Consider the following 16,107-nt stretch of genomic DNA (forward strand, 5'->3'; position numbering starts at 1 on the left):
CCAATAAATTTGAATAAAGGGGAATTATGAATGAGTATAAAAAAGATGTTACCTAAGGACAAAGCTGATTTCGAATCTGTGGAAAAGCTTAGCAGCCTTAGTAACAACGAATTAGAGGAGATATTACCAGAACTGTTCGAGTGGTTACAAGACGGGAATTGGCCGATTTCAGGAGTTGTTGAAAATTTACTTCTGAGGTTCGGAGAAGAATTGATTCCCCATATTAAAAATGTGTTCAAAACAAGAGATCCGCAGTGGGAATACTTTATGTTAAGTGGCTTAATTAGCAGATTACCCTTAATTTATTTAGTAATGTTAAAGGAGGAATTGGAATTAATATTGAAGAATCCTACAAAAAATGAAATACTCGAAGAGTTAGATGAAGTCATAGTGCCATTGCTAAACAAAATAGAACAGCAAGAAAATCAAATGTGAAAATGAACAATTCCCCAAAATCAGTTTGAAGAGATTACTTTAGCAATTCTTGAAAAGTACTAAACTACAAACTGCTTCCGGAACTCATCGGAGGCAGTTTTCTTCTATATGTGCGTCAATAGTGGCAATAAATAAGGGTAGCATGACGTTGTACAAGTTCGAGAAGCGGCTCGTGACCCATTTTAACAGGAATGCAAACTTTTTATGATTAATACTTCATAAAGTGAAGAGAATGTTTAGTTTTAGAAGAACCCCAATCATAATATTTTTATTGGGGTTCTTGTTTTAAGAAGCTGAAGTAAGCAGTCTACAAATAAATTTATTAGATAAGTCGATTAATTAAACAACTGCGAATTTATTAGTGATTAATGGTTCAATGAACTTCCTAAAGGGCCGGGTTAGTTTGGTTCCTTTTTTTGTTGCTCGTATAAAAAGTTAGCTTATAATTCTGCGAAATTCAATTGTTTAAGTATTATTGCAGAAAAAGCATTGACCAGTGGTAGAATAATCCATATGATTACCTATATAGATGATAAAGACATAAAAAATGGGTTTTTATCAATGGAGGTGAAATCATCCTTGGAAGTGAAAACTCAACAATCAATTCGGGCAGAGTTGTTAAATTACATAGAAGAAAATCAAATGCTTGTTTATCATTTTGCTGAAATATCGGGTATAAATTCTGGTACTCTTAGTCGCTTTATCAATGGTTCTCAGCTCATTCCAATTAAAGCTCTTGATAGAATGACATACACGATGGGACTTGAAGAGGGTACTTTTTATGATCTATATGTAGATGAACTGCTACTTGATCCATCAACAGATTGGAGAAGGTTACGGCCGTTTCTAATTAGATGCTCACAGTTAAATGATCTAACCTGTATTGAAAAAATTGTTGATCTTATGTTGGAGAAGTCTTACTATATTTCTTCGCTATTTGATTTTGCTGAGTCTCTGTATGAAGGAGGCAATACCACGGCATCACTTCTTATATATAAAAAAGTATCAGAAGGAGAACGTTATCAGCACGCCGAAAGGTTGGCTGTATGCCAATATAGAATCTTTAAATTATCACTAGGGGACGATCAACAGATCAATTATGAACTTGCTCTTGTATTCGAACCTTTTTCACAAGGTTGGGTGAATTAGAACAACTTGATGCTATAAAAGACCTCGTTAACTTGTATGTTTCTTTGCAGAAATGGGAGAGAGCAAAACAATTAAGCACTGAAATGGGACGAATAGCTAGAATACAATACGATTTAAAACATAAAAGGAAAGTAAATGAAATCAGTGTGAGTGGACCTAAAAAATTATTATTTGGGTATATTTTGTATTCGCATTTGATATTAGGGACAGTAGCTGAAGAGGCTAGTGATTTCAATGAAGCTTTTTATCATTTAGAAAAATATGAGGATCACAGTTGGATCGTTGAAACCGACGCTGCAGCCGAGCAAACAAAGAAACAATTTTTAGTCTGGGCCACCGCGAATAGAATGCTTTATAGAATAATGACAGGGGATATCCAATTAATTGAGAATTATGTAGATTCTCTGGCTAGCAACGATAACGAAATACTTCTGGGTCTATTCAAAGTTGTGAAAGCTGGGCTGAAATACTCCTGTAATATCGACCATATTTTAGAGCGCTATAACGAAATGATTCAAAACCAGGTAATCTCCCAGAAAAAGGTTGGGACATATACTTCTCAAGTAATTAACGACAGATTTGTGATTTTCTTAGCTGATTTAGCTGAATATTATATTAGATCTTCACGTCATAATATTGGTATAATCTTTGTGTTAGATAGTTTGTCAATATCTGCTAAACTAAATAATGATGCTTATCTGGTAAGATGCTTCTGCTTATTTGAGAAATTGAGGCATTCAGCAACAGTGGATCAACTAGATAAGTATAAAGCAATTTTAAAGGAGGTCGAATTAGTTATATGAAGAAGATAATGATCGTTTCTTTGGCTGTGACTTTAGCAATTTTGGTAATTGCTCCATTTAATCAGGTATCAGCTGATAACAACGAAGTTATTCCAAAAAAAGAAATTTCCATAATAAAAACGAGCTCACACGGTGCTGGCGGTTGGTAAAACAGAATAGTAATGTCCAAAACCTCCTTAGATGGAGGTTTTTTTAAATTGTATTTTATGTATATATGCACCAATCTGGAGTTTGAATAGAAAGAGTTAGGATTAGTTATAGAGGTGACTTTGCGATGTCGATTAATCCTATAATTAAAGAAAAAATAGAACAAGAGCGGGATGTCTTGAACAAGTTAGTGAGCATTCACGGTATTGAACATCCGCTGGTTATCAGACAATCTGAACTATTAGATGAATTAATAAATCAACACAATAATGATACAAAAGCATCATCCAGTTAGATCCGTCTGCTTAGTGAATTAGAGTAATGGAGTCCTGGGAATCGCGGAACATAAATCAAGCTTTGGCTCAGATTAAAGGGTAAAAGCCATAAATAAAATTCAGGTGTATTTGTATGAAAGAAAAGACGGATTGTAATATGAAGTGCGACACCTACTGGAAATAAATAAAAAATGGCCCATGGCCGGATTCGTGTAGAATGAATTCACCACAACACCATTCACACAAGGAGAATCCAACCATGAGCTACAGACATCTTAGCAACATCGAACGTAGCAAGCTAGAAGTCCTCCACAGACAAGGTAGAAGCTCAAGAGCCATTGCGAAAGAACTGGGACGGCATCCATCGACGATTTGTCGTGAGTTAGATCGGGTGACTTCATCACATCCTTATCAGGCAGAACAAGCTCAGAATGCTTATGAGGAGCGTCGTAAGGCTTCAGTCTCTCCTGGGAATTGGTCCGATGCCTTGGCTGCTTCACTGGAGGAAAAATTGGAGGCAACGTGGTCTCCGGAACAAATCACCGAACGTTTCCGCATCGAAGGGCGGGATGCAGTCTCTTTCAAAACCATCTATCGCTGGATCTATGCAGGTCGCCTGGTTCGAGGCGTATTACAGGTTCTTCGGCATAAGGGGAAGCGTCAGAAACCCGCAGAAACGCGCGGTAAATTCGCTATTGAAAGGACTATTTCAGATCGCCCAAAAGAAGTCCGTTCCCGTGAAACATTTGGGCACTGGGAGCTGGATACCGTTGTATCGGGTCGTGGGAAAAGTAAAGGCTGTGTAGCGACGTTGATTGAACGCAAGACACGTTTATATACCGCTGTTCTCATGCCTGATCGCACCGCTTTGTCGATGGAGATTGCGCTCGGTGTAGCGATCTCACAGTATCCCACGGGAACCTTCCTAACAGCCACGGCTGACCGAGGCAAGGAGTTTGCATGCTATGCCCATCTGGAAACCACCCATAACCTACACGTTTATTTCGCTGATCCGTATTCATCCTGGCAACGTGGTTCCAACGAGAATGCGAACGGATTACTTCGAGAGTTTTTCCCTAAAGGTACCGATCTCGCGAGGGTTTATGATGATGATCTCGCCCATTCACTCGATCTAATAAATCACAGACCACGAAAATGCTTAGGTTGGAAGACCGCTCACGAATCTTTCGCAGAAGAACTGTCGCACTTCATATTACAATCCGTCAAATAAAAACTTGTCACTACAAAGGTATTTTGAAGATATTGCATTTGTATTAGAGGATTAAAATTAACTTTCTATCTCTAGTATTATTGTTTTAACCGTGGCTGATAGATGAGGAAAATTTTCTCACTCTTATCCGTAGTCTCTCATAGACGTGGAATAAAAAGGAAATTTGTCTGTTTTTGTTGAATTTATAATAGCAATTATATAGGAGGGAGGAGACAATAGATTGCATTATTACCCTATGAATAAGGCGGCTGTGAGAGAACAAAGTAAAAATTATCGCTTCTCATTCGCGGTCATCGTCAATTTGTTTACTCGTAAGGTTGGTAAAGAAGAATACATAGAAATGTGAGGGTCTGACATCAAGTTGATGAAGATAATTATCACAACGGGCAGCCAATGTTGTCTACGGATTGATTGAAACACAACCTGAATTTACAGAGTGTGGACAGGTTCAAATTGCTGGAATTACTTTTGCGAGCGCTTATGAATAGATTTATGTTATTTTTAGCTATATTATTAATTTGTGGATCAAGTAGTACCCATTAAATCTGGTGATGTTGTGCAAGTTCGAGAAGCAGCTCGCGATCCATTCCCAGCAGGAACGCCAACATCTTATGATTACTAATCTGGATTGATAAATTGAAGAGGATGTTTAGTTTAGACAAACCCCAATCGTTATATATTAGATTGGGGTTGTTTTTTTAGGTGGATTGTTTGAAAGAGATCCCTTCAGAAGGTAATGTACTTGGATTTATTCAAAGTCCATTAATCTGCTGCCAGATCTTATGTAATCCCTCAGCAATGGGTCTTATCACTTTATTACTGTGGAGATATCCGTTGTGACAAAGGGGAGTCCATCGGTCGATTATAGTCCCCACATTCACATCACGGTCTTCCTTAACGATTTTATCGTATTCAGGATGTATGCTTTTCAATGGAAATCCAAGGACATCGTCTTTATCATAAAAGTTGATCCATTCCCCAGCTATATTCGGATGCATGGTTGAAAAATCCTTGCTTGGTACTTGGATTGGATGATCAAAGGAAGTATAACGTAGACTCCATAAAGGGAGGGTAGTTCCACAAGTATAGAAAAGCGATAAGGTTTCTCCTCGTTCTAAAGCGGAACTAGGATCAATTATTTTTGTTTTTTCCTTAGCGTTTTGCAGATCGTAAAAGTAATTACTAGCGATCACGCTACCTAAGCTATGTGAAACCACACAGAGAGGAGTATCCGGCCCAACTTCGATACTTATGCGATTCAGTTGCTTGCTTATCGTATGATGCACAGCGTCGTAGTTTTGTTCTCCACCGTCCCTTAAAGGCTGGTATGCAACAGCATCTGCCAAATAATGAATCATGAATTCTCTAAGTTCTTCGTATCGGAGATTATATGGTGCTCCTACTAACTTCCTTTTTAACTCTTCCTCGCGCTCAGCAAAAACAGATGCCCACCACACCGGTCTAATTTCTATACATAACTCAGGATTTTTCATTCCACTAACTGTAGTAAAGGTCTTGTGTAGATTATCACTGAATATTGTTGCGAAATCCTCATGTTGTTTACCTAAGCCGTGTATAACAATGACTGCTATCTTACGTGACATATACATACATCTCCTTGTTTTCAGCATTTTAAACAAAAAAGACCCAATTATATAATTTAAGTTGGCTCTCTTTATATTTACCTTTTGTGATACTTATTATGTACGTACCCAGAGGCACGCATTATCTATTTGGTGAAAGTCCAATCAAAGGAGGGGCCATGCCACCTTTGTAGCCAGGACGCTTGCGCATGGCGAGATCTGTGTGTAAAAGCGCATCGACAAAAGTATCGGTCAGAGACCGGGCGAGCGACAACCCAGACCGCAACATCAAGTGAATCCTGCCGCGCAGTCAATAGGGCCCTGCTAAGAGGAAAAGAGGGAGCCGAGTCTTGTGACAATGGACGAAGGCCGAGGAAGCTGTGCAGAACTTGGGACAACAGTGAAGAACCCTCCGGCGTAAAGGGAATGGCATGGATTGAAAGATAATGCAATGAAACCGATTAACCCGGTGCTATGCGAAGAAGAGATAGCACAGGAGCTGAATTCAAGTATATTGCCAATATGTATGGACTAAAAACGTTATTGTGATCCGCATGCCGACGAATGACAAACATCGAAAAGCCGTACGAGGGAAAACCTCACGTACGGTTTGATGAGGAGGGGCTGGTTTGAATCCAACCCTTTACTCTAGTATGATCGTTATTTTCATGACGATCATGGTAAACTGTATATAAAATGGAAGAATCACATTTTTTAAAATAATGGTGGTTGGAAAGGTTCTTCTGACAAAGCAAGCTGCAGGCATGTTCGAGTCGTGGCGTTCATATGGTGGAGAAAGAGATCCTAGTCAATCGATGAGGAGGAGAGCCATGACACGTATTGCGGTGATGGTCATTCACGGGCTGGGTATGCGGAAGGATGGGTACGCGGACAAGCTGATTGCTTGTTTGCATAAGGAATTGGACAAGGTGATGGTCTTGCCTGGAGCCTCCAAACAGATGCTCGATATCGAACCTGTATATTGGGCGGATGTATTTGAGGAGCGGGAAGAGGCACTCTTTCAACAGCTCGTCAGCTCTCCGGGATTGAACTTTCAGGCGTTGCGCCGATTTGTCATCCATTACCTGGCTGATGCGGTTGCTTATCAACCGGTGGAAAATCAAGGCCATAACTACGATGCCGTACATCGAACGTTGAATCAGGCGATGCATACTCTTGCACAGCGTAATGGACCGGAAGCTCCGCTCTGTGTGGTTGCCCATAGTTTGGGTGCCGTAATCGCCAGTAACTTCTTCTACGATCTGCAATATCCCTCCAGTCGTGTGCCTGAGGTTGTGGATGTTAACTCGGCTCTGGAGCGGGGGATACGCTGACCAATTTTTACTCCTTTGGTACAACCCTGCCCTTATGGAGTTTGCGTTACCATGACTTTAGTTGTCCAATTCAGGTGCCCTCTTCCCATGTGAATCAGTATTATGCTGGGCTGGAAGGGGAGTGGGTGAACTTCTACGATCGGGATGATATTCTGGGTTATCCATTACGCCCCATTGATCCCGCTTATGAGAAAGCGGTCAAAGAAGACATTGAAGTGAACTCTGGCGGCGTGGCTATGAGTTGGAATCCGCTAAGTCATGGGGGTATTTTTCAAATCGAAGTATGAATCGGAGAATTGCTCAGGGGCTGGCTAGAACCTGGACTTGGATAAATCGCTCATAATATAAAAGGTAGTTCAAAAAGTCCGCTTTTGATTACGAAGGATGCCTAATGGCATCATCAGCATCGAATATGGAATTCATCCCATCTTCTTGGTACTGAAAACCGATCTTTTTGAACACGTATTGTAAGTACTATAAGTTTTAATCAGGAGGGAATATGTATGGAATGCAGGACAGGCTGTGCCGTATGTTGTATCGCGATCTCCATATCGTCACCCATACCGGGCATGGCTCATGGCAAGCCGGCAGGTGTACGTTGTGTGCAGCGTCATTATGCTTAAAATTGAATGAAGCCAAATGCTGAAGTTAAGTCTGTACAAATAAAAGAGAGTATCCGCAGGATGTGACATCAAATGGATACTCTCTTTGTCATGGAATCGGGGCGAAATATGATCATTGAAGTGAGGGCTCTGCTTTCTTTTCTTTTAACATATGTACAAGAATCATCTTCAGTACGGAAGAGACGATGAAAAAGATAAACAGGATGCGGAACAATTGATACCCGGATACAACCGAAAGATCGGCATTCACTTCATGTGCCATGATACTCATCTGATCCATCCCGCCAGGGGCCGTACTGAGTAGTGAGGTTGCCGCGGAGAGGGAGAACACATTCATAACAGATAACTCAATCCAAGCGCACCAACAATGAGCAGTACACTACTCATCACCGCTAGCGTGACTGTCTGTGTCTTACGTTGCAACTGTTCCGGCTTGAGCATCAGTCCAACGTGGCTGCCAATCATCAATTGCGATACGTTTAAGAGGGAGGTTGGCAGACTTGGCGTGTGCATCGTTGTACTTAATTGAACGACACACATGACAATCATGGGACCCAGCATAAAGGCCGTCGGAAATCGGAGTTTGCGTGCAACCCATGCACCCGCTACACAGAGCGGAGCATAGACAAGAATCTCCGGGAAAAGGGAACCCCACGTCGCTACGTCAATGAACGGATGATCCAAACCTCTAACTGCGGTACCTCCAACCCATGGACTGAACAGCAAGAACGGAACACAGAAGACAATCATGATCAGCCGAGTCACTTGCAAAAAGGTAACCAGCGTCAGATTGATGGATTTCATCTCTTCTGCAAGGGACACCATCTGGGAGAGTCCTCCTGGAATGCTGCCAACCAGCAGGGAGTGGAAGTCAAAATCAGTTACCTTCGATCCGATGTAGGCCGTGAGGACGCACAATCCGATTAACAGCAAGGTCATGAGCAGCATCATGGGCAGTTGTTGCAGAATGCCATGTAGCGCCTCTTCTGTTAGGGTGAGTCCAATCGAATAACCAACAATCGAAATGCCATAGTCCCGAATGGAGGCAGGCCATGTGAGCGGCCATTTGGCGGCTTGGGAGCCAAGCAGCATGAATATCATTGGCCCGAGCAACCACGGGATTGGTGTATGAATAACTGTGAACAGCAATCCGCCAAGAACAGAGACAGCCAGACTAAGAAAAAACCGAAAGACAACGTGGGGAACCAAGCTTGCGCATCAGTTCCATCCGTTTAGCCTACCGGTTGAATGAGGTGGTATGAGATTCAGGTATGCATTCAGGTTTAATGAAGAATTCATGTTCATGTGTGATCACTCCTGATGATGAGATACGTTGCGTTATCTGCGGAACAACCATACTGCTACTGTTCAACTCATTAAGATCCGGCGAGAGCCGTAGCGGAAGGTTTGGGTTCTCTGAACATTACAAAGTACATCAGTGATGAAATAACGTATAGACAGCCTGTGATACTGAATGTGATCGCGTAACCCCAGTACGTTCCGTATGTAGTGACCAGATAGGATTGAACAGGTCCCATAGTAGCCCAACCAATCATGAACGAGGTCTGCATTAGTGAATTGGCAATGCCGCGGCGTTTGTCCGAGATCCGATCCACCAGTATGGCTGAATGAATGGGATTGGCTGCGTTCATCAATGCTTGTCTGAATAAGAAACTGAGCGAAGCGATGAACAACAGATTGGTGAAGCCTGTTAATAGAAGGAAGGGCAGCGACATGACCTGGAAAATGACAACGGCTCTTACGCTTCCGACCTTTGCCGCCAAGGTAGGACCAATCAGCATGGATACAATCGTCATAATCTGACCAAGTGCAATCAGTAAGCTCATGCCGCTCAGAGAAACCGAGAACCGATTGGTGAAATACAGATTCAGATACGGTACAACCAGTCCAGAACCTAATCCAATTAACAACTGAGTCACTATAAACTGACCAATCAGTCGGGAATCTTTTTTCTTCGTGATCGAATCGTCCGTGCTTGGGGTATTCGTTGAACTTTCTTTTAGATTCGCATTGGGTTGAAGAACGGGTTGCGCCGGAATCGTGGTCTGCGGAGCAGCCTTGCCTTCTGTTACAAATAACAGTGGAATAAATGCAGCTAGTGTTGCTGCACCACCGACAAATAAAACCGTCTGCAATCCGGTCACTTTGGCGAGTCCTGCCGTATGTAACAAATCTGCGAATACACCGCCACCCAGGCTACCAAGAACCTGGGAAGCGAGCACAAGAGATGAATAATAACTGAACATCTTCAGCCGCTGGCTTTTTTTGACGTTTTCCGCCAGATAAGGAATGGCCAGTACTTGGAACACCCCAGCGAAAAGGCCAGAGAATACCGCGAACCAGATCAGTCCTGTAGCCGAATAATCGAAGGAGCGTCCGATCAGAAAGATTCCGCTGAATAACGCCCCGGTAATGAGTAATCGCTTGCGGCTGAACAGATCACCGCATAGACCGATAGGAACAAACATAATGGCTGTTGCGAGTGATTGAATACTTACAATCTGGCCGTTCATTGTATCATTATAGCCCAGACCCTGAATGTATAGATTGTACAAGACAGAGAACATGCCATTTCCGATCTGATACAGAATGCTAGCCAGAAAAAACAGTTGAATATTGCGGGACCAGCCGCGAATTTCATCATTAATATGTTGTAAAACTCTCAAGTGGTTCCCCCCAGTCTGCCTGTGCAGTGATTCCAGTTTAACAGGAAAGGGGAATTTGCGGAAGAATTGACCACTGTTTATTTTGGTTCAGGGGCATCAATCACACGAGCAATGACGAATCCATCGTAACCTTTGCTACCGACCGTTTGCAGTGCTGTAGCTTCAAGCCGAGGGTGATCCGCGATCAACTGCAGGAATGATCGAACGCCTTGAACTCTGGGGTCTGTGCTGTCTGTGCGGATCACTTCACCGTCCCTGACGATATTATCACCAATAATAAGACTCCCCGGCCGAGTCAGTCGCAGGGCCCATCTCAGATAATCGGGATTACTCGGTTTGTCAGCATCGATGAAGATCATATCAAACGGTTCCCTGTATTCTTCCTGAACATCGGGAAGGGTGGTTAGGGCAGGACCAACTCTCAGGTCAACCTTGTGCATCAGTCCTGCTCGTGTGAGATTGGCTCGGGCCAAGTCTGCATGGTGTGATTCCGATTCCAGTGAGACGATGCGTCCGTGTTCAGGCAGCGCTCTTGCCATCCAGATGGTACTGTATCCACCCAATGTGCCGATTTCAAGTACACGGGATGCGCCTTGGATTTGCAGCAGGAGTTGAAGTAACTTTCCTTGATTTGGTGTTACGTCATGAGCAGGGAGTCCAGCTTCGGCATTGCTTTGCAGTGTATGTTCCAGCAGGGAATCTGATGGAATCAGCAGATCGTTCATGTAGTCGTCGACTTGAGTCCAGGTATGCTGTAGTTCGGTTGTATTTATATTTTTCATCTTCACATGTTCCTTTCCTTGTTTCTTGTATTGGATTTCTTATTTCAACTATAAATGGAGTAGATATATAAATAAAATATATATTATGTATGATAATATAACTTTAGATTATGTATTTGACGTGGAAGAGGTGTAAACATGAATCTGCATGGATTACGATTATTTCATGCCATCGTGAGATATGGCGGGGTCACTCGTGCCGCAGAGGAACTAAATATTAGTCAACCTGCGGTATCTTCTCAGGTGAAGAAGTTTGAACGTGAATTGGGAATCCAGCTTTTTGTTTCGGAGGGAAGAAGACTGGTGCTTACGGATGCGGGGATACAGTTAACAGGTTATGCGGAACGTCTGTTCATGCTGGAGCAGGATGTCGAGAATTTTGTGCAGGATTTTCGGGAGGGCAAGAAAGGACTGATCCGTCTTACGGCAACCTACTTGCCTTCAAATTTTCTGTTGCCGGGCTGGATTGCGCGGTTTAAGCAAATGCACGAGGATGTGGAGATTGTTGTTAGCACAACAAACACCCGGATGGCTTTTGACCAATTACTTCGTTATGAGGCAGAGATTGCAGTGTATGGTGGAAGTGGCATTACACATGCAGGTGTCCAATGGGATGAATTGTTTGACGATGAGATGTGGTTTGTTGTGCACCCTGACCATCCTTACGCGGGAAAAGAAATCGAGCTGCATGAAATGATGGCAGAACCGTTCATCATGCGCGAAGAAGGCAGTGCTACACGTGAGCGACTCGTTTCCCTTTGCACAACAAATAACCTGGCCGCTCCCCGCATTGCGCTTCAGTTCAACGGGCTGAACGAAACGATTAGTGCGGTGAAGGCAGGTTATGGGGCCAACTTTATATCTTCTTTGGTTGTGAACGAAGATGTGCAGCAAGGCAGGCTGGCACGTGTGTTTGTTCGAGGTGTACAGCTGAGAAATACGGTTGCCGTATGTACACGAGCGGCGGAGGTATTATCGCCTGCTGCACAGCATCTGGTCAAGCTTATCCGCCAAGAAGCTGCTTTGATGAAATAAATAGCGTGATTGTAACTTAAAATAACTTAAAATACGTGTTCAAAAAGACCTGTTTTCAGTACCCTATAGTGGACTTTTGAACAGCCTCTTGAAAATGAATAGGTTCTTTTTTAACTATTAACTTTTGCTTTGTTGTGAAGTTCCCCATGCATGTAATCGGGCGTATAGGGTTACGCCGCCAATGATCAGGACAGGAATCCAGACTGCGATCATGGGCACACGGTGGAATATCAAGGCGGCTGCAATGACGCCGACCAAATAGGTTACAACAGCACCCGCACGAAGGTAGGAGTCTGTAGATAGAGCTTTCGCCAACGATCGGATATTGGCATGTCGCAGCCTGTTGAGGATGCTTACGGTATCCTCAACCACGGCGGCCAGATTATTGGTGAGCACGGTTGTCGAGATACCCGCGATTCCAATTCGGCGTGCAGCAGTCGTTTGCATCCCCATGGCAACAGCTAGCACGACAATTAATAGATAGGACAGTTGTTCTGAGAACGGACTAATCATGACGATCGCGAACAGCAGAAGTAATATGCTTTCAACAGTGAATACGGCTGTAACTCGGGAAGACCATCCATTTTTGGTCTGTACATGTCCAATCATATGTGCGGCAATGGCATTGCCGGCAATAAATCCGATAAGGGCAAGTAGTGCCCGCAGTACGACAAATTCCTGAGCACGGGCAATAGCAATTCCCAGCAGTACAATATTTCCCGTCATATTGGCTGTGAGCACATGCCCCAGTCCCAGATATCCGATCACATCGATCATTCCGGCAGACATGCAGAGAAGGAGCATGGCGTATTTTTGGAGGGTGCTTTGATTCATATGATCTGTCCTTTCAAAAAAACGTAACCCCTCCAGTATACAGCGGTAACGCATGATCCTTCAAAGTGAAATTCGTGATTCAGGGCGAAGGTGCTGCCAGCCAATCAAACATATTGTTCACCGCTGCCTGATGGATCTTCTCGTGAAAATGATGATCCTGCCCGCCGTAGGCATGAAACGTAACGTTCGCGCCTTGTCGCTTCAGCCAGTGATACATCCGTGTTCCATGACTGTAATTCACCTGCGTATCCGATGTGCCATGCATGATTAGGACAGGACAGCAGAGTTTGTGTGCATTCGACAGGGGGGAACGGGCAAGATAAGCTTCCGGGACTGCGCGTGGGGAACCACCCAGCACCCGTTTCAAGGTACGTCTCAGGTCGGTTCGTTCATGATAAGTGCGCTCCACATCGGAGACACCGCTCCAAAGAACTAATTTATGTACTTTGTCCGGTCCCTCATTATAGGCAGTTGCGGTATGTACAGCATTAATGGCTCCACGGGAGAACCCCATTAACGATATGCGAGTCGGGTCGACAAAGGGTAAACGCTGTATCAACCGGTAAGCGGCATGCACATCTTCGGCATCTTTCCCGCCATACTCGTCACGACCTTCACCTCCTTCGTTGCCACGATAGGATGGGGCGAACACGATATAACCTTTATGTACAAATTGCTCAAGCCAAACGGTATTTACCCCGCCATAGCTGCCAAGTCCGCCGCGACAATAGAGCAGAACTGGCCACTGTTCCGGTATGTTATCCGTAACATGCATTGTTGCAGAAGGGTAGTGGCTGGCGAGTGGTTGCAAATGTAGAGATGTATGTATGGAAGCGAATTCCGGAAAGGCAGAGGAGACAGAGCCGGGATGAGAAGTTTCATATGTCGTGATATCAGTTAATGAACAACCTTGTGGCAGGTATAAATAAGCTTTAACCCGAAGTGTATCGGATGAATACGTCACTTGATAGAGCAGGAAAATCCACCTCTTTCATCGGTAATGGCGTGTCAGATGATCGTGATGCTTCTATATGATGTGCGTAAAAAAAATCCCCATACCTTTCTGGCCGATTCGGCAGCCTGAGTGTAAGAAATTCGTTTATTGACTCCATATGATTTATAATGGTTCAGGAGACATAGGAGTTAACCTTTGTCTTCGCAATTATAAAACTAACTTTAGTGTGCAGAAAGAAAGGAAGAAAAATATGATGAACGCTCCACATCCGATCGATCAATTCAAGAAATTCAAATATGAAATTACGAGATTTATGATGATTTATAAATTTGCTCTGGATCAGATGGAGACCAAGATTGAAGTACTCAAGGAAGAATTCCAGTCTCTGCATGATTACAGTCCAATTGAACATACAAAGTCCAGACTGAAGTCACCTGAGAGTATTATGAACAAGATGTTCCGCAAAAATCATGAGTTAACGTTTGAGAGCATCAAACAAAATATTAAGGATATCGCCGGGGTACGTATTACTTGTTCCTTTATCTCAGACATCTATCGAATTAAGGATATGCTGTGCAACCAGAGTGATCTGCGAGTACTGGAAGTCAAAGACTACATCGAGAATCCGAAGCCCAACGGCTATCAAAGTCTTCACCTCCTGGTGGAAGTGCCGGTATACATGTCTAATGGGGAGGAACGAGCTTGTGTGGAGATTCAGATCCGTACGATCGCGATGGATTTCTGGGCAAGCCTGGAGCATAAGATCTTCTATAAATACAATAAAGATGTACCTGAGCACCTGACTAGGGAACTGAAAAGTGCGGCAGACTCTGCAAATGCGCTGGATCAGCAGATGGAGCGACTTCACCGTGAGATTCAGGAGATCAAGGACGCCGACAATGAGCGGGACGAAGAAGAAATGCGCCGTATTATTATTAACAATCAACAGTTCACACTGCCAACCAACCTGCTCAAGCTACTGGGTGGCGGGAGTAACATTCGATGAAAAGTACACCAGCTTCATTGAATTCCAGCTCCACATCCCGTGTACGGATGGCATTAATTCTGGGGACGCTGTCGGCCTTTGGGCCGTTGTCCCTGGATATGTATTTACCAGCATTACCCTTGCTGGCAGAAGAGTTCGGCTCGTCTACTTCGTATGCCCAGCTCAGTCTGACAGCGTGTATGATCGGACTTGCCGTTGGACAGCTGCTTGCGGGACCTTTAAGCGATGTACGGGGTCGTCGAACACCGCTCATTGCAGGGCTTGTGCTCTACACTATCGCTTCTATACTTTGTCTCGTCAGCCCTTCGATGGGCTCATTTGTTGTGTTGCGATTCATTCAGGGCGTGGCTGGAGCAGCAGGGATTGTCATCTCGCGTGCAATCGTCAGGGACGTATACTCGGGTCCGGAACTCACGCGATTCTTCTCCTTGTTAATGCTGGTAAACGGCGTAGCCCCGATTGCTGCACCGATCATTGGTGGACAATTGTTGCTTTATACATCATGGCGTGGCGTGTTTATTTTGCTCAGCCTCATAGGTATACTGACGTTGTTTGCAGTTATTTATGGTCTCGGGGAGACACTGCCTTCGAACCGCAGATCAAACGGGGGACTGAAGCAGACCCTGATTACGTTTCGCCAAATCGCAGGGGACCGCCAGTTTATGGGTTATGCGTTAACCCAGGGTTTCGTAGCAGCTGGTATGTTTGCGTACATAGCAGGTTCGCCATTTGTGCTTCAGAAGATATACGGGGTTTCCCCGCAAATGTTCAGTCTCTGCTTCGCCATTAATGGACTTGGCATTATTCTGGCCAGCCAGATCGCCGGGAGACTGGCAGGAAAAGTGTCTGAAACCCGCTTGTTAATCGCCGGACTGTTAACCGCAGCGCTCGGAGGAACATCACTGCTCATCACCATTTTGGCTGGAGGTAATCTGATCTCCGTGTTGATCCCGTTATTTCTGGTGGTATCCAGTGTGGGGTTGGTAAATACGGCGTCCTTCGCTCTGGCAATGGCCGATCAGGCCAATTCAGCAGGCAGCGCATCTGCGCTTATTGGTGTGATGACATTCCTGCTCGGAGGGATTGTGGCGCCGCTCGTGGGACTTGGAGGAGAAGGCACAGCTGTGCCAATGGGAATCGTGATCGCTTGTGCTGATCTCGGTGCCTTGGTGATTTACTTCCTTCTGGTCGGTAGAGGCGTGAGACGTCAGAATGCTTAGGCACAGAG

At 44.1% G+C, this 16,107-nt stretch carries 16 protein-coding genes and 2 pseudogenes; 12 read left to right on the forward strand and 6 right to left on the reverse strand.

The annotated features are described in order from the left end of the window. Window positions 1-30 precede the first annotated feature (30 nt). The 6 genes from C0Q44_RS22020 (at window position 31) to C0Q44_RS22040 (ending at window position 4,040) form a co-directional block, all read left to right on the forward strand. Window positions 31-435 carry a DUF5071 domain-containing protein gene (locus C0Q44_RS22020; protein WP_105409389.1) on the forward strand — a complete coding sequence of 135 codons (405 nt, stop codon included), beginning with the start codon at window positions 31-33 and terminating at the stop codon, window positions 433-435. A 513-nt stretch (window positions 436-948) separates the two neighbouring features. Further along, the gene (locus C0Q44_RS22025) at window positions 949-1,584 is read left to right on the forward strand and encodes a hypothetical protein (RefSeq protein ID WP_105409390.1); all 636 of its coding nucleotides are present in this window, start codon (window positions 949-951) and stop codon (window positions 1,582-1,584) included. Next, window positions 1,572-2,387 carry a hypothetical protein gene (locus tag C0Q44_RS22030; protein ID WP_146113498.1) on the forward strand — a complete coding sequence of 272 codons (816 nt, stop codon included), beginning with the start codon at window positions 1,572-1,574 and terminating at the stop codon, window positions 2,385-2,387. The genes C0Q44_RS22025 and C0Q44_RS22030 overlap by 13 nt, the downstream gene beginning before the upstream one ends. Then, the gene (locus tag C0Q44_RS30360) at window positions 2,384-2,536 is read left to right on the forward strand and encodes a hypothetical protein (RefSeq protein ID WP_181151130.1); all 153 of its coding nucleotides are present in this window, start codon (window positions 2,384-2,386) and stop codon (window positions 2,534-2,536) included. The genes C0Q44_RS22030 and C0Q44_RS30360 overlap by 4 nt, the downstream gene beginning before the upstream one ends. Before the next feature lie 125 nt (window positions 2,537-2,661). After that, entirely contained in the window at window positions 2,662-2,829 is a 168-nt protein-coding gene (locus C0Q44_RS22035) for an aspartyl-phosphate phosphatase Spo0E family protein (protein WP_105409392.1), read from the forward strand. Between the two features lie 239 nt (window positions 2,830-3,068). Next, window positions 3,069-4,040: an IS30 family transposase gene (locus tag C0Q44_RS22040; protein WP_105409393.1), complete on the forward strand. Its 972-nt coding sequence runs from the start codon at window positions 3,069-3,071 to the stop codon at window positions 4,038-4,040. A gap of 752 nt (window positions 4,041-4,792) precedes the next feature. Here the strand turns inward: C0Q44_RS22040 and C0Q44_RS22045 are convergent. Next, the gene (locus tag C0Q44_RS22045; protein ID WP_105409394.1) at window positions 4,793-5,644 is read right to left on the reverse strand and encodes a chemotaxis protein; all 852 of its coding nucleotides are present in this window, start codon (window positions 5,642-5,644) and stop codon (window positions 4,793-4,795) included. An 809-nt stretch (window positions 5,645-6,453) separates the two neighbouring features. Between C0Q44_RS22045 and C0Q44_RS31575 the strand changes: the two genes are divergently transcribed. The 3 genes and pseudogenes from C0Q44_RS31575 to C0Q44_RS29895 form a co-directional block, all read left to right on the forward strand. Further along, window positions 6,454-6,957, forward strand: coding sequence for a hypothetical protein (locus C0Q44_RS31575; protein ID WP_308737454.1), 504 nt, complete (start codon window positions 6,454-6,456; stop codon window positions 6,955-6,957). 89 nt (window positions 6,958-7,046) lie between these two features. Then, the gene (locus C0Q44_RS31580; protein ID WP_308737455.1) at window positions 7,047-7,244 is read left to right on the forward strand and encodes a hypothetical protein; all 198 of its coding nucleotides are present in this window, start codon (window positions 7,047-7,049) and stop codon (window positions 7,242-7,244) included. Between the two features lie 216 nt (window positions 7,245-7,460). Continuing rightward, window positions 7,461-7,565, forward strand: a pseudogene (locus C0Q44_RS29895) (YkgJ family cysteine cluster protein); the annotation flags it as partial. Window positions 7,566-7,692: 127 nt separating this feature from the next. Here the strand turns inward: C0Q44_RS29895 and C0Q44_RS22055 are convergent. The 3 genes and pseudogenes from C0Q44_RS22055 to C0Q44_RS22065 all read right to left on the reverse strand — a co-directional run bounded on the left by C0Q44_RS22055 (window position 7,693) and on the right by C0Q44_RS22065 (window position 11,049). Beyond that, window positions 7,693-8,789, reverse strand: a pseudogene (locus C0Q44_RS22055) (AbrB family transcriptional regulator). A gap of 167 nt (window positions 8,790-8,956) precedes the next feature. Further along, window positions 8,957-10,267 carry an MFS transporter gene (locus tag C0Q44_RS22060; protein ID WP_105409395.1) on the reverse strand — a complete coding sequence of 437 codons (1,311 nt, stop codon included), beginning with the start codon at window positions 10,265-10,267 and terminating at the stop codon, window positions 8,957-8,959. A 77-nt stretch (window positions 10,268-10,344) separates the two neighbouring features. Further along, on the reverse strand, window positions 10,345-11,049 hold the full coding sequence (locus C0Q44_RS22065) for an O-methyltransferase (protein WP_105409731.1): 705 nt from the start codon (window positions 11,047-11,049) through the stop codon (window positions 10,345-10,347). Window positions 11,050-11,187: 138 nt separating this feature from the next. Here C0Q44_RS22065 and C0Q44_RS22070 point away from each other — a divergent pair, with 138 nt between their 5' ends. Continuing rightward, complete coding sequence (locus tag C0Q44_RS22070; RefSeq protein ID WP_105409396.1) at window positions 11,188-12,084, forward strand: LysR family transcriptional regulator; 897 nt, start codon at window positions 11,188-11,190, stop codon at window positions 12,082-12,084. A 117-nt stretch (window positions 12,085-12,201) separates the two neighbouring features. Here C0Q44_RS22070 and C0Q44_RS22075 read toward each other — a convergent pair whose 3' ends face one another. Beyond that, window positions 12,202-12,918 (reverse strand): YoaK family protein, encoded by a 717-nt coding sequence (locus tag C0Q44_RS22075; protein ID WP_181151131.1) that lies wholly within the window; start codon window positions 12,916-12,918, stop codon window positions 12,202-12,204. 79 nt (window positions 12,919-12,997) lie between these two features. Next, on the reverse strand, window positions 12,998-13,882 hold the full coding sequence (locus tag C0Q44_RS22080) for an alpha/beta hydrolase family protein (protein WP_105409398.1): 885 nt from the start codon (window positions 13,880-13,882) through the stop codon (window positions 12,998-13,000). Window positions 13,883-14,126: 244 nt separating this feature from the next. Here C0Q44_RS22080 and C0Q44_RS22085 point away from each other — a divergent pair, with 244 nt between their 5' ends. Together C0Q44_RS22085 and C0Q44_RS22090 are read left to right on the forward strand one after the other, a co-directional pair. Next, on the forward strand, window positions 14,127-14,879 hold the full coding sequence (locus tag C0Q44_RS22085) for a GTP pyrophosphokinase (protein WP_105409732.1): 753 nt from the start codon (window positions 14,127-14,129) through the stop codon (window positions 14,877-14,879). After that, the gene (locus C0Q44_RS22090; protein WP_105409399.1) at window positions 14,876-16,099 is read left to right on the forward strand and encodes a multidrug effflux MFS transporter; all 1,224 of its coding nucleotides are present in this window, start codon (window positions 14,876-14,878) and stop codon (window positions 16,097-16,099) included. The genes C0Q44_RS22085 and C0Q44_RS22090 overlap by 4 nt, the downstream gene beginning before the upstream one ends. Window positions 16,100-16,107: the final 8 nt, after the last annotated feature.

Source organism: Paenibacillus sp. PCH8 (assembly GCF_002968835.1).
GTDB lineage: Bacteria > Bacillota > Bacilli > Paenibacillales > Paenibacillaceae > Paenibacillus.

Bases quoted from the DNA above. Each gene is read 5' to 3' on its own strand.
- C0Q44_RS22020 (WP_105409389.1), top strand. From the start codon at position 31: ATGAGTATAAAAAAGATGTTACCTAAGGACAAAGCTGATTTCGAATCT.
- C0Q44_RS22025 (WP_105409390.1), top strand. From the start codon at position 949: ATGATTACCTATATAGATGATAAAGACATAAAAAATGGGTTTTTATCA.
- C0Q44_RS30360 (WP_181151130.1), top strand. From the start codon at position 2,384: ATGAAGAAGATAATGATCGTTTCTTTGGCTGTGACTTTAGCAATTTTG.
- C0Q44_RS22035 (WP_105409392.1), top strand. From the start codon at position 2,662: ATGTCGATTAATCCTATAATTAAAGAAAAAATAGAACAAGAGCGGGAT.
- C0Q44_RS22040 (WP_105409393.1), top strand. From the start codon at position 3,069: ATGAGCTACAGACATCTTAGCAACATCGAACGTAGCAAGCTAGAAGTC.
- C0Q44_RS22045 (WP_105409394.1), bottom strand. From the start codon at position 5,644: ATGTCACGTAAGATAGCAGTCATTGTTATACACGGCTTAGGTAAACAA.
- C0Q44_RS31575 (WP_308737454.1), top strand. From the start codon at position 6,454: ATGACACGTATTGCGGTGATGGTCATTCACGGGCTGGGTATGCGGAAG.
- C0Q44_RS22065 (WP_105409731.1), bottom strand. From the start codon at position 11,049: ATGAAAAATATAAATACAACCGAACTACAGCATACCTGGACTCAAGTC.
- C0Q44_RS22070 (WP_105409396.1), top strand. From the start codon at position 11,188: ATGAATCTGCATGGATTACGATTATTTCATGCCATCGTGAGATATGGC.
- C0Q44_RS22075 (WP_181151131.1), bottom strand. From the start codon at position 12,918: ATGAATCAAAGCACCCTCCAAAAATACGCCATGCTCCTTCTCTGCATG.
- C0Q44_RS22085 (WP_105409732.1), top strand. From the start codon at position 14,127: ATGAACGCTCCACATCCGATCGATCAATTCAAGAAATTCAAATATGAA.
- C0Q44_RS22090 (WP_105409399.1), top strand. From the start codon at position 14,876: ATGAAAAGTACACCAGCTTCATTGAATTCCAGCTCCACATCCCGTGTA.